Source organism: Micromonospora rhizosphaerae (genome assembly GCF_900091465.1).
GTDB classification, from domain to species: Bacteria; Actinomycetota; Actinomycetes; order Mycobacteriales; family Micromonosporaceae; genus Micromonospora; species Micromonospora rhizosphaerae.
The window spans coordinates 6,092,177-6,104,520 of the sequence record NZ_FMHV01000002.1 but is presented as its reverse complement, the minus strand read 5'-3'; the positions used below and the strand labels follow the sequence as shown (position 1 = coordinate 6,104,520).

Sequence of the window (12,344 nt, the reverse complement as noted above, 5' to 3'; positions counted from 1 at the left end):
CGTGCCGCCTGAGAAGGGCCCGGACGAGCCGGTGGAGGCCATCCCCGGTGCCACGCCCGCAGCAGGGCGGGAGCCGCTGCTGGAGGTCGATCACGTCACCCTCCGGTTCGGCGGCGTGGTCGCCCTGGACGACGTCAACTTCACCCTGTACAAGGGGGAGATCCTCGGCCTGATCGGCCCGAACGGCGCCGGCAAGACGACCTGCTTCAACGCGATGACCGGCGTCTACCGGCCCACCCAGGGCGAGATCCGGTTCAAGGGGCAGCGCACCAACGGCAAGCGCCGGTCCTGGATCACCAAGGCGGGCATCGCCCGGACCTTCCAGAACATCCGGCTCTTCCCGGAGATGACCGCGCTGGAGAACGTGATGGTGGGCGCGGACGCCCACCACAAGACCAGCGTGATCTCCGCGATGCTGCGGCTGCCGCGGCACTGGCGGGAGGAGCGGCAGGGCCGGGAGAAGGCGCACGAGCTGCTGCGCTTCGTCGGCATCGAGCGGCGCGCCGGGGACCTGGCCCGCAATCTCTCGTACGGCGAGCAGCGCCGGCTGGAGATCGCCCGGGCCCTGGCCACCAATCCGACCCTGCTCTGCCTGGACGAGCCGGCCGCCGGCTTCACCCCGGCGGAGAAGGAGGAACTGCTCGGCCTCATTCGTAAGATCCGGGACAACGGCACGACGGTGCTGCTGATCGAGCACGACATGCGCCTCGTCATGGGCGTGACCGATCGGATCGTGGTGCTGGAGTTCGGCAAGAAGATCGCCGAGGGCCTGCCGGCCGAGGTCCGCGAGGACCCGAAGGTGATCGCGGCGTACCTGGGGGTGCCGACCGATGCTGCTTGAGATCAAGGACCTGACCCTGCTGTACGGCCGGATCCAGGCGCTGCACGGGATCAGCCTGGTGGTGAACGAGGGCGAGGTGGTCGCGCTCATCGGCGCCAACGGCGCGGGCAAGACCACCACCATGCGGGCCATCTCCGGGCTGCGGCCGGTGGCCCAGGGCTCGATCGTCTTCGACGGCACCGACGTCACCCGGATGCGCGCCGACCTGCGGGTCGTGCGGGGCATCTCACAGTCGCCGGAGGGCCGGGGCGTGTTCCCGGGCATGACGGTGCTCGAGAACCTGGAGATGGGGGCGTATACCCGGCGCGACCGGGCGGCGGTCGCCAAGGACCTCGACCGCGTGTTCGAGCTGTTCCCGCGTCTGAAGGAGCGCCGCAAGCAGGCCGGCGGTACTCTTTCCGGCGGCGAGCAGCAGATGCTTGCGGTGGGCCGGGCCCTGATGAGCCGGCCGAAGCTGCTGCTGCTCGACGAGCCCTCGATGGGCCTGGCGCCGATGCTGATCCAGCAGATCTTCGAGATCATCACGGAGATCAACCAGCAGGGCACGACGGTTCTGCTCGTGGAGCAGAACGCCCAGCAGGCGCTCTCCCGCGCGCATCGGGGGTACGTGCTGGAGACCGGCCGGATCGTCAAGGAGGGCACCGGCCAGGACCTGCTGCACGACCCGGCGGTCAAGGCGGCGTACCTGGGTGTCGCCTGAGGCGTTGTTCGGTCACGACTGAGGCGCACATTGGCAAGAAGGAGCAAGAATGTTCACCCCTCATAACCGCCGTCGGGCGGCGCTCGGCGTCGCCAGCGCGGCCATGCTCACCCTGTCCCTCGCCGCCTGCGGCGAGAAGGAGAGCACCGACCAGCCCGGCGCCGGCCCGTCGGTGACGGCCGCGGCAGACTCGGCCCTGGCCGCGAAGGTTCCGGACGCCATCAAGGCCGACGGCGTGATCAAGGTCGGCACGGACTCGACGTACGCCCCGGCGGAGTTCCTCGAGGCCGACGGCAAGACCGTGACCGGCTTCGACGTGGAGCTGTTCAACGCGGTGGCGCAGAAGCTCGGTCTCAAGGCGGAGTACGAGTCGGCGCCGTTCGACGCGATCCTGCCCGGTGTCGACTCGGGCAAGTACGAGATCGGCGTGTCGTCGTTCACCATCAACGCCGAGCGGCTCAAGAGCGTCAACATGGTCAGCTACTTCTCCGCCGGCACCCAGTGGGCGACCAAGAAGGGCAACCCGGCCGGGGTCGACCTGGAGAACGCCTGCGGCAAGAAGATCGCCGTCCAGACCGGCACGGTCCAGGTCGACGACATCACCGCCCGGTCGAAGAAGTGCACCGACGCCGGCAAGCCGGCCGTCAAGATCGACCAGTACCAGGCGCAGAGCGACGCGACCGCGGCCGTGGTCAGCGGCAAGGACGACGCCATGCTCGCTGACTCGCCGGTCGGCGCGTACGCGGTCAAGCAGAGCAACGGCCAGCTGGAGCTGGTCGGCGACATCTACGAGTCGGCCCCGTACGGCTACGCGGTGAAGAAGGACCAGCAGGCGTTCGCCGAGGTGCTGAAGGAGGCCGTCCAGGCGGTCATCACCGACGGCACCTACAAGGCGGCGCTGCAGAAGTGGGGTGTCGAGGGCGGCGCCGTCACCACCGCCGAACTCAACCCCTCGGTCTGACCATGTCGGTCGACACGGAAACACCCGAACGGGCACGGCCGGAACCCATCCAGGCCGTGCCCGTGCGGCACCCCGGCCGCTGGATCACTGTCGCGGTGATCGGGGTGCTGGTCGCCATGTTCGTCCACCTGCTGGTGACGAACAAGGCGTTCAACTGGTCGTTCATGGTGGACGAGATGTTCCGCCCGCCGATCGTCGCCGGCCTGCGCGGCACGATCGCGTTGACCATCCTCTCGATGCTGATCGGCATCGTGCTGGGCATCGTCATCGCGATCATGCGGCTCTCGGAGAACCCGATCCTGCGGGGCGTCTCCTGGGTCTACACCTGGTTCTTCCGGGCGGTGCCCCGGCTGGTGCTGGCGATCCTCTTCGGCAACCTGGGCATCCTCTGGTCCCGGGTGGAGTTCGGCCTGCCCTTCGACCGGCAGATCGGCGCGCTGTTCGGGGTGCAGGACTTCGAAGCGCGGCTGTTCGGGTTCACCGCCGTGGACATCCTCACCGGCTTCGTCGCCGGCATGCTGGCGCTCGGGCTCTCCGAGGCCGCGTACATGGCGGAGATCGTCCGGGCCGGCATCCAGTCGGTGGACGAGGGGCAGACCGAGGCGGCGCAGGCGCTCGGCATGAGCCGGGGGCAGATCCTGCGCCGGATCGTGTTGCCCCAGGCGATGCGGGTGATCATCCCGCCGACCGGCAACGAGACCATCGCCATGCTCAAGGACACCTCGCTGGTGGCCTTCGTGCCGGTCTCCACGGAGCTGTTCTTCCAGCTCAAGGCGGTCGGTAACCGGACCTTCCAGGTCTTCCCGATGTACGTGGCGTCGTGCCTGTGGTACCTCCTGCTGACCAGCGTGCTGCTGGTCGGGCAGTACTACCTGGAACGGCACTTCGCCCGGGGCTTCGGCCGCACCGCCGAGGCGAAGAGCCGGCTGGCCGGGATGGGCGTCTGGGGTCGCAACACCGGAGGGGCAGGGGGCGCATGACCGAGGTGACGGTGCCGGCCCAGGCCGGCGCGCCGAAGGCCGAGTCCGGCGTGATGGTCCGGGCCGAGCAGGTGCACAAGTCCTTCGGGTCGCTGGAGGTGCTCAAGGGCATCGACCTGGAGGTGCGTACCGGCGAGGTCTGCTGCCTGCTCGGGCCGTCCGGCTCCGGCAAGTCGACCTTCCTGCGCTGCATCAACCACCTGGAGAAGATCAACGCCGGCCGGATCTGGGTGGACGGCGACCTGATCGGCTACCGGGAGCGCGGCGGCAAGCTGCACGAACTGCGGGAGAAGGAGGTGGCCGCGCAGCGCCGCTCGATCGGCATGGTCTTCCAGCGGTTCAACCTCTTCCCGCACATGACGGCGCTGGAGAACGTCATTGAGGCGCCGGTGCGGGTGCGCGGGGAGAAGAAGGCGGCCGCCCGGGAGCGGGCGGCGGCGCTGCTGGACCGGGTCGGCCTGGGCGACAAGCTCGGGACGTACCCGGGGCAGCTTTCCGGCGGGCAGCAGCAGCGGGTGGCGATCGCCCGGGCGCTGGCCATGCAGCCGAAGCTGATGCTCTTCGACGAGCCGACCAGCGCGCTCGACCCGGAGCTGGTCGGTGAGGTCCTGGACGTGATGAAGGACCTCGCCCGGGACGGCATGACCATGATCGTGGTGACCCACGAGATCGGTTTCGCCCGGGAGGTCGGCGACTCGCTGATCTTCATGGACGGCGGGGTGGTGGTCGAGTCGGGCGCGCCCCGGGAGGTCATCGCCAACCCCCGGCACGACCGGACGAAGGCCTTCCTGGCCAAGGTGCTCTGAACGGTGACCCCGGCGCGGCGGATCGGCCGCGCCGGGGTTGCTGCCGGTGTGCCGATCTGTCGTAGCCGCGGGCTAGAGTCGCTGCCGTGACAGCTACGACGCCGCGCCTGCTCCTCGTCGACGGACACTCCCTGGCATACCGGGCGTTCTTCGCCTTGCCGGTGGAAAACTTCTCCACCACGACGGGGCAGCCGACCAACGCCGTCTACGGCTTCACCTCAATGCTGATCAACGTGCTTCGCGACGAGCAGCCGAGCCACATCGTGGTCGCCTTCGACGTCTCCCGCCGCTCCTTCCGTACGGAGCGGTACGCCGAGTACAAGGCCGGCCGCAGCGAGACCCCGACCGACTTCAAGGGTCAGGTCAGCCTGGTCAAGGAGGTGCTCGCCGCGCTGCGCATCCCGGTGGTGGAGAAGGAGGGCTACGAGGCCGACGACGTCATCGCCACCCTCGCCTGTCAGGGCCGCGACCAGGGCATGTCGGTGCTGATCACCACCGGTGACCGGGACGGCTTCCAGTTGGTCGACGACAACATCACGGTGCTCTACCCGCGCAAGGGCGTCTCCGACCTGGCCCGGATGGACGCGGCGGCGGTCGAGGCGAAGTACGGCGTCGGTCCGCAGCGCTACCGCGACCTGGCGGCCCTGGTCGGTGAGAGCAGCGACAACCTGCCCGGCGTCCCCGGTGTCGGCCCGAAGACCGCCGCCAAGTGGATCAACCTGTACGGCGGCGTGGAGGGCGTGGTCGCGCACGCCGACGAGATCAAGGGCAAGGCCGGCGACAGCCTGCGCGAGCGGCTCGCCGACGTGATCCGCAACTACGAGATCAACTGCCTGGTCTCCGACCTGGAGCTGCCGATCCGCCCCGAGGACGCCCGCTGGCCGGGGTGGGACCGCGAGGCCGTGCATCAGGTCTTCGACACCCTCCAGTTCCGGATCCTGCGGGACCGGCTCTACCAGTACCTCGAGGCGGTCGAGCCGGAGGCGGAGGCCGGCTTCGAGCTGGCCGGCCAGGTGCTCACCGAACCCGGCGGGCTGGCCGGCTGGCTGGAGACGCACGCGCCGTTCGGCACCCCGGTCGGCGTGGCCGTCAAGCTCGACACCGGCCCCAACCGCCGGCACACCGCCTCGGTGACCGGCCTGGCCCTGGCCACCGCCACCGGCGCGGCGGCCTGGTTCGACCCGGCCACCCTCGACCCGGCCGACGAGGCCGCCCTGGCGAGCTGGCTGGCCGACGGCCAGCGCCCCAAGGTGCTGCACGACAGCAAACCGGCGGTGCTGGCCTTCGCCGCGCACGGCTGGGACCTGCAGGGCATCTGGCGGGACACCCAGATCGCCGCCTACCTGGCCCGCCCCGACCAGCGTTCCTACGACCTCACCGACCTGGCGCTGCGCTACCTGCACCGGGAGCTGCGGGTCGACGCGCCGGAGACCGGCCAGCTCACCCTGGAGGGGCTGGGCAACGACGGCGAGGCCGAGCAGAACCTGATGCTCCAGGCCCGGGCCACCCTCGACCTGGCCGACGCCATCGACGCCGAGCTGTCCCGCGACGGCGAGCAGTCCGCCCGGCTGATGGCCGGGGTGGAGCTGCCGCTGATGCGGGTGCTGGCCACCATGGAGCGCACCGGCATCGCCGCCGACACCCACTACCTCTCCGAGCTGGAGGCGCACTTCGCCGCCGAGGTGAAGGCCGCCGCGCAGGGGGCGTACGAGGCGGTCGGGCGGGAGTTCAACCTCGGCTCGCCCAAGCAGCTCCAGGAGATCCTCTTCGGCGAGCTGGGCCTGCCGAAGACCAAGCGGATCAAGACCGGCTACACCACGGACGCGGACGCCCTCCAGTGGCTCTACGCGCAGCAGCCGCACCCGGTGCTCGCGCACCTGCTGCGCCACCGGGACGTGGCCAAGCTCAAGTCGACCGTGGACGGGCTGCTCAAGTCGGTCTCCGACGACGGCCGGATCCACACCACGTTCAACCAGACCGTGGCGGCCACCGGCCGGCTCTCCTCCACCGAGCCCAACCTGCAGAACATCCCCATCCGGACGGAGGAGGGGCGGCGCATCCGGCGCGCCTTCGTGGTGGGGGAGGGCTACGACTGCCTGCTCACCGCCGACTACAGCCAGATCGAGATGCGGATCATGGCGCACCTGTCGTCGGACGACGCGCTGATCGAGGCGTTCAACTCCGGCGCCGACTTCCACGCCGCCACCGCCTCGTCGGTCTTCGGGGTGCCGGTCGACCAGGTCACCCCGGATCAGCGGCGCAAGATCAAGGCGATGAACTACGGCCTGGCGTACGGGTTGAGCGCGTTCGGCCTCTCCCAGCAGCTCGGGATCAGCGTCGAGGAGGCGCGCGGGCTGATGGAGAACTACTTCGCCGGCTTCGGCGGCGTCCGGGACTACCTGCAGGAGGTGGTCGCCCGCGCCCGCCACGACGGCTACACCTCGACCATCCTCGGCCGTCGGCGCTACCTGCCCGATCTGGTCAGCGACAACCGGCAACGCCGGGAGATTGCCGAGCGGATGGCGCTCAACGCCCCGATCCAGGGCTCGGCGGCCGACATCATCAAGGTCGCCATGCTGCACGTCGACAGCGCGCTGCGCGACGCCGGGCTGGGCTCCCGGATGCTGCTGCAGGTGCACGACGAGCTGGTCTTCGAGGTCGCCCCGGGCGAGCGGGGGGCCCTGGAGGCCCTGGTGCGCAAGGAGATGGGCGAGGCGTACCCGCTGTCGGTGCCGCTGGAGGTCTCCGTCGGGGAGGGCCGCGACTGGAACAGCGCCGACCACTGAGGCGGTCGCTGGGAGATTCGCCGGTTACCGTGCCGGTCCCCGGCGCGCCTTCGGTGGGGTGCCGTGCCTCTCGAGGGCCTGCCGGGACCGGCCGCCCGGCGGCGGAAGTGGGGCCTTGAGGGGGTCGTGACCCCAGTTCATCAGGGAGTACCGCCACCGGGTCTCGCGGACGTTGCCGCTCGGTCGCTGCGCCATGTGCCGCCGGACGTACCCGACGACCTTGCGCATGTGCTGGTAGTCGGTGTCTGAGAGATCGCTGCGCCGGCGCCGCAGCAGGTCGATGATCCTCCGGCCGGACTCGTGCCCCACCGACTCGCCGCCCTTGGTGCCCTTCCGCCACCCCACGTGCTTCGACTCGTCGCTCTCGAGCCAGTTCGACAGCTCGCCCGGCTTCATGTTCACCGCCTCGGTGAACTCCCGGTAGATGTCCCGACTGTCGTCACTTCGGCTCATGGCGCAGCGCCTGCGGTCGGTGGGCGACGTCCCGGCCGGAATGGTCGTTGCGGATCCGGTACTGCGGGTCCTCCGGCGAGGCGTTCACGGCGTGTCCGCGTACGTGCGTCCGGTCGATCAGCTTCTCCTTGACCACGCCGTACGCCCGGCCGCTGTGGCTGGCCCAGGAGACGTGGTCGCCCTCGTGGAACTCCTTCTCGGCCATGCCGTCCGGGTACCCGGGGCCGGTGACCGGAAACGACGCCGCCGCTAGGGGGTGATCTCGGCGATCGGCAGCTTGATTTCGAACGGCTCGGTCAGCTCGGCACTGTCGGACGACCAGCTCGTACTGCCGATCTCCGCCAGGTCCTGGCTGATCCCCGAGTCGATCGGCGTGGCGGTGGACCGGGTCCTGCTCGATGCGCCAGTGGTGACGGATGCCGGCGACGGTTGGGACAGGTATCCCTGCATCCGGTCGGCAAGGTCGCACCGAGCGTCCGACGCGTTCAGGTGAACGGCTTCTCGGCGACGAAGATGGCGGTGCCGGGGAAGAGGCGGCCGCGCAGCGGGCTCCACTGCCCCCAGATCCCCTCGTGCCCCTCCGGCCACTCCGGCTCCACCAGGTCGACCAGGCGGAATCCGGCGCCCACGAGTTCGCGGATCCGATCGCCGAGGGTGCGGTGCTGCTCGACGTACGTGGCCACCCCGTGCTCGTCCTGCTCCACGTACGGCGAGCGGTTGAAGTACGAGTGCACGGCGGTCAGCCCGCCCTCGCCCGGGTCGTCGAGGAAGATCCAGCGCATCGGGTGGGTCACCGAGAAGACCCAGCGTCCGCCGGGGCGCACTACCCGGAACACCTCCCGCATCACCGCCGCCGAGTCGTCGACGAACGGGATCGCGCCGAACGCGGTGCAGGCGATGTCGAAGGACTCGTCGGCGAACGGCAGCGTCAGCGCGTCGGCCTGCACCAGCGGGACGCGTACGCCGGTCCTGGCGGCAGCGTGCGCGGCGTGCCGCAACATGCCGGCGGAGAGGTCCAGGGCGACGGGCCGGGCGCCCTGGGTGGCCAGCCAGCGGGCGGCGGCCGCGGCGCCGCTGCCGAGTTCGAGCACCCGGCGGCCGGCCAGGTCGCCGAGCAGCCGGGCGTCGGCCTCGCGCAGCCCCTCCGGGCACCAGACGAAGTCCACGTCCCCGAGGAACTCGCCGTGCTCGGCCTGGTAGTCGTCCGCGTCGGCGTCCCACCAGCCACGGTTGGCTCGGCGGACCTCCGCGGCGCCGACCCGGCGCCGGGTCACCCTGTCGTCATCCACTCGCTCACGCTAGGACCCCGCCCCCGCGGCCCGGCGCCGACCCCGCCCCGACGGGGTGTGACGGGTGGGGCTGATGTGACGGATGAGACAGCCGTGGCACCTTACCGTTCGAAATCTCCGCTTTCGCAGCTGACGAGGTCGCGAGGACACGGGAGGGCTTGCACGCTGTGGTAATGCAGCGGGTAGGCTAGACGATGCGCTCGCGGATCGTGTGCCTCGGCAGGGAGCAGGTGCGCGGTCACCGGAGCCACTAATGATCCTCACTTGATCGTTCGGTGTGCCCGGAGGCGGATCCGCTGGCGCGACAAGGTCACCGCGACGTAAGCCAGCAGTGACAATCCATCCGACCGGAGCAACCGCCCACATGACGAGCAGCATCGAGGCCCCCTCGAGCGCCAACAAGGTCACCGTCGACGACCTCGGCTCCGAGGAAGCTTTCCTCGCCGCGATCGACGAGACCATCAAGTACTTCAACGACGGCGACATTGTCGAAGGCACCGTCGTCAAGGTCGATCGGGACGAGGTCCTGCTCGACATCGGCTACAAGACCGAGGGCGTCATCCCCTCTCGGGAGCTGTCGATCAAGCACGACGTGGACCCGGCCGAGGTGGTTTCGGTCGGCGACCACATCGAGGCCCTTGTCCTTCAGAAGGAGGACAAGGAGGGGCGTCTGATCCTCTCGAAGAAGCGCGCGCAGTACGAGCGGGCGTGGGGCACCATCGAGAAGATCAAGGACGAGGACGGCGTCGTCCGCGGCTCGGTCATCGAGGTGGTCAAGGGTGGCCTCATCCTCGACATCGGGCTGCGCGGCTTCCTGCCCGCCTCGTTGGTCGAGATGCGTCGGGTCCGGGACCTGCAGCCGTACGTCGGCCGCGAGCTCGAGGCCAAGATCATCGAGCTGGACAAGAACCGCAACAACGTGGTCCTGTCCCGCCGGGCCTGGCTCGAGCAGACGCAGTCCGAGGTGCGCACCGAGTTCCTCAACAAGCTGCAGAAGGGCCAGGTCCGCAAGGGCGTCGTCTCCTCGATCGTCAACTTCGGCGCGTTCGTCGACCTCGGCGGCGTGGACGGCCTGGTGCACGTCTCCGAGCTCTCCTGGAAGCACATCGACCACCCGTCCGAGGTTGTCGAGGTCGGCCAGGAGGTCGAGGTCGAGGTCCTGGACGTCGACCTGGACCGCGAGCGGGTCTCGCTGTCGCTGAAGGCGACCCAGGAGGACCCGTGGCGGCAGTTCGCCCGCACCCACGCGATCCAGCAGATCGTGCCGGGTAAGGTCACCAAGCTGGTGCCGTTCGGCGCCTTCGTCCGGGTGGACGACGGCATCGAGGGCCTGGTCCACATCTCCGAGCTGGCCGAGCGCCACGTGGAGATCCCGGAGCAGGTCGTCCAGGTCGGCTCCGAGGTCATGGTCAAGGTCATCGACATCGACCTGGAGCGCCGTCGGATCTCGCTGTCGCTCAAGCAGGCCAACGAGGGCTTCGTCGAGGGCGAGGAGCACTTCGACCCGACCCTCTACGGCATGGCCGCGACCTACGACGCCGAGGGCAACTACATCTACCCGGAGGGCTTCGACCCGGAGACGGGCGAGTGGCTCGAGGGGTACGACAAGCAGCGCGAGACCTGGGAGAACCAGTACGCCGAGGCGCGCCAGCGCTGGGAGGCCCACACCAAGCAGGTGCAGTCCTCCCGGGCCGCCGACGCCGAGGCCGCTGCCAACCCGCCGGCCGCCGGTGCTGCCGCCGCCGCCACGACCACGCCGGCCCCGAGCCGACAGGCCGAGGAGCCGGCCGGCACCCTGGCCACCGACGAGGCGCTCGCCGCTCTGCGGGAGAAGCTCGCCGGCGGCAAGTGATCCGGTGACAACTCCAGCTCGGCGCGTCTGACGCCGCGCAGCGACCTGGAGCCGTCACTGATGACGACGGGCCCCGTCCCCGCGATCCGGTACACGCCGGGTCGCCGGGGGCGGGGCCTTCGCCTATCGCCGATCCGATTACCTGACCCGCCAAGGTCCGCTCCGTCGCAGCGGCCCGGCACCGCTTGCCCGGGCGTCTTGATCGACTCCGTTTCCGCCAGGCCGCGGCCTTGCGCCGCCCTGACACCCCCATCTGCCGCACGTTGAGTCGATCAAGCGGCCCGGCCCCGGCCCGCCGTGATCGACTCCGTTTGCGGCAGGCCGTGCCCTTCCGGGCCCTGACCCCCCGGACCTGCCGCACACTGGGTCGATCAAGCGGCCCACCGGCCACCAATCCGTCCCGGCGCGCCCGGGCCGCCCGTCGGCGAGGGTCCGCGAGAGGCGGGTGGCGCCGGGTTTGGCAGCGACACGATGATCGGGTTGACTGGTCCGGTGCTGATGGTGGGGTTGACCGGTGGGATCGGGTCCGGCAAGAGCGCCGTGGCGGCCCGGCTGGCCACACTCGGCGCGGTGGTGATCGACGCAGACCGGGTCGCCCGTGAGGTGGTCGCCCCGGGCAGCGAGGGGCTGGCCGAGATCGTCGCCGCCTTCTCCGACCGGGTGCTCGACGCGGACGGCGCGCTCGACCGGGCCGCGCTGGGCGCGATCGTCTTCGCCGACGAGGCGGCCCGCCGCCGGCTGGAGGCGATCACCCACCCCCGGGTCCGGGCGCGTACCGCCGAGCTGGCGGCCGCGGCCGCTCCGGACGCCATCGTGGTCAACGACGTGCCGCTGCTCGTCGAGGTGGGGCTCGCGCCGACGTACCACCTGGTGGTCGTGGTGCAGACGGAGGTCACCACCCGGCTGGAGCGGCTGGCGCGGCGGGGGATGGACCGGGCGGAGGCCGAGCGGCGGATCGCCGCGCAGGCCGACGACGCCCGGCGGCGGGCGGCGGCCGACGTGGTGCTGACCAACGACGCCGGCCTGCCGGAGCTGCATGCGGCGGTGGACGCGCTCTGGCGGGACCGGCTGGTGCCCTACGAGGTGAACCTGCGCGAGCGGCGGGCGGTCCGGCCGCGGCAGGTGGTGCTGTGCGAGGCCGACCCGACCTGGCCGCAGCAGTACGCCCGGCTGGCCGCCCGGATCCGGCACGCGCTCGCCCCGGCCGACGTGCGCATCGACCACATCGGCTCGACCGCCGTGCCCGGCCTCGCCGCCAAGGACGTCATCGACATCCAGCTGAGCGTGTCGTCGCTGGAGGAGGCGGACGGGCCGATCGCCGAGCGGCTCGCCGCGGCCGGTTTCCCCCGGTTGCCCGGCGAGTGGTGGGACGACCCGCGCCCGCCCGGCAGCGGACGCTGGGCGAAGCGGTTGCACGGCAGCGCCGACCCGGGCCGCCCCGTCTACCTGCACCTGCGGGTGGCCGAATCACCCGGCTGGCGGCACGCCCTGCTGATGCGCGACCACCTGCGCGCCGACCCCGACCAGCGGGCCGCCTACCTGCAGCTCAAGCGGGAGCTGGCGGCGTCCGCGCCGGACAGCGCCACCTACGGCACGCTGAAGGACCCCTGGTTCGACGAGGAGCACCTGCGGGCTGAGGAGTGGGCCGCGCTGACCGCCTGGCGCCCCTGACTCCC

General features: G+C 70.7%; 12 protein-coding genes. 8 read left to right on the top strand and 4 right to left on the bottom strand.

The window, feature by feature from the left end; all coding sequences use genetic code 11:
- The first annotated feature begins 40 nt into the window (after positions 1-40).
- The 6 genes from GA0070624_RS28745 to polA all read left to right on the top strand — a co-directional run bounded on the left by GA0070624_RS28745 (position 41) and on the right by polA (position 7,074).
- Complete coding sequence (locus GA0070624_RS28745) at positions 41-841, top strand: ABC transporter ATP-binding protein (RefSeq protein ID WP_425413562.1); 801 nt, start codon at positions 41-43, stop codon at positions 839-841.
- Positions 831-1,541 (top strand): ABC transporter ATP-binding protein, encoded by a 711-nt coding sequence (locus GA0070624_RS28740; RefSeq protein WP_091346037.1) that lies wholly within the window; start codon positions 831-833, stop codon positions 1,539-1,541. The genes GA0070624_RS28745 and GA0070624_RS28740 overlap by 11 nt, the downstream gene beginning before the upstream one ends.
- A 49-nt stretch (positions 1,542-1,590) precedes the next feature.
- Positions 1,591-2,502, top strand: coding sequence for an ABC transporter substrate-binding protein (locus GA0070624_RS28735; RefSeq protein ID WP_091346035.1), 912 nt, complete (start codon positions 1,591-1,593; stop codon positions 2,500-2,502).
- Positions 2,503-2,504: 2 nt separating this feature from the next.
- Positions 2,505-3,482 (top strand): amino acid ABC transporter permease, encoded by a 978-nt coding sequence (locus GA0070624_RS28730; protein ID WP_091346033.1) that lies wholly within the window; start codon positions 2,505-2,507, stop codon positions 3,480-3,482.
- Complete coding sequence (locus GA0070624_RS28725; RefSeq protein ID WP_091346031.1) at positions 3,479-4,288, top strand: amino acid ABC transporter ATP-binding protein; 810 nt, start codon at positions 3,479-3,481, stop codon at positions 4,286-4,288. Before GA0070624_RS28730 ends, GA0070624_RS28725 begins: the two co-directional genes overlap by 4 nt.
- Positions 4,289-4,374: 86 nt before the next feature.
- A complete protein-coding gene (gene polA, locus GA0070624_RS28720; protein WP_091346028.1) occupies positions 4,375-7,074 on the top strand; it encodes a DNA polymerase I in 2,700 nt (899 codons plus the stop codon).
- A gap of 24 nt (positions 7,075-7,098) precedes the next feature.
- Here polA and GA0070624_RS28715 read toward each other — a convergent pair whose 3' ends face one another.
- From GA0070624_RS28715 to GA0070624_RS28700, 4 genes are read right to left on the bottom strand one after another with little or no spacing between them, the layout of a single operon-like run.
- A complete protein-coding gene (locus GA0070624_RS28715; protein ID WP_091346027.1) occupies positions 7,099-7,527 on the bottom strand; it encodes a DUF3140 domain-containing protein in 429 nt (142 codons plus the stop codon).
- Positions 7,514-7,732: a hypervirulence associated TUDOR domain-containing protein gene (locus GA0070624_RS28710; RefSeq protein WP_091346025.1), complete on the bottom strand. Its 219-nt coding sequence runs from the start codon at positions 7,730-7,732 to the stop codon at positions 7,514-7,516. The genes GA0070624_RS28715 and GA0070624_RS28710 overlap by 14 nt, the downstream gene beginning before the upstream one ends.
- 44 nt (positions 7,733-7,776) lie before the next feature.
- Entirely contained in the window at positions 7,777-7,977 is a 201-nt protein-coding gene (locus GA0070624_RS28705) for a hypothetical protein (RefSeq protein ID WP_091346023.1), read from the bottom strand.
- 35 nt (positions 7,978-8,012) lie between these two features.
- On the bottom strand, positions 8,013-8,816 hold the full coding sequence (locus tag GA0070624_RS28700; protein ID WP_091346021.1) for a class I SAM-dependent methyltransferase: 804 nt from the start codon (positions 8,814-8,816) through the stop codon (positions 8,013-8,015).
- A gap of 364 nt (positions 8,817-9,180) precedes the next feature.
- Between GA0070624_RS28700 and rpsA the strand changes: the two genes are divergently transcribed.
- Positions 9,181-10,668 (top strand): 30S ribosomal protein S1, encoded by a 1,488-nt coding sequence (rpsA, locus tag GA0070624_RS28695; protein WP_091346019.1) that lies wholly within the window; start codon positions 9,181-9,183, stop codon positions 10,666-10,668.
- 492 nt (positions 10,669-11,160) lie between these two features.
- Positions 11,161-12,339, top strand: a complete 1,179-nt coding sequence (coaE, locus tag GA0070624_RS28690; protein ID WP_091346017.1) for a dephospho-CoA kinase — start codon at positions 11,161-11,163, stop codon at positions 12,337-12,339.
- Positions 12,340-12,344 lie beyond the last annotated feature (5 nt).

Bases quoted from the DNA above. Each gene is read 5' to 3' on its own strand.
- GA0070624_RS28735 (WP_091346035.1), top strand. From the start codon at position 1,591: ATGTTCACCCCTCATAACCGCCGTCGGGCGGCGCTCGGCGTCGCCAGC.
- rpsA (WP_091346019.1), top strand. From the start codon at position 9,181: ATGACGAGCAGCATCGAGGCCCCCTCGAGCGCCAACAAGGTCACCGTC.
- GA0070624_RS28725 (WP_091346031.1), top strand. From the start codon at position 3,479: ATGACCGAGGTGACGGTGCCGGCCCAGGCCGGCGCGCCGAAGGCCGAG.
- GA0070624_RS28705 (WP_091346023.1), bottom strand. From the start codon at position 7,977: ATGCAGGGATACCTGTCCCAACCGTCGCCGGCATCCGTCACCACTGGC.
- GA0070624_RS28740 (WP_091346037.1), top strand. From the start codon at position 831: ATGCTGCTTGAGATCAAGGACCTGACCCTGCTGTACGGCCGGATCCAG.
- GA0070624_RS28730 (WP_091346033.1), top strand. From the start codon at position 2,505: ATGTCGGTCGACACGGAAACACCCGAACGGGCACGGCCGGAACCCATC.
- GA0070624_RS28715 (WP_091346027.1), bottom strand. From the start codon at position 7,527: ATGAGCCGAAGTGACGACAGTCGGGACATCTACCGGGAGTTCACCGAG.
- GA0070624_RS28710 (WP_091346025.1), bottom strand. From the start codon at position 7,732: ATGGCCGAGAAGGAGTTCCACGAGGGCGACCACGTCTCCTGGGCCAGC.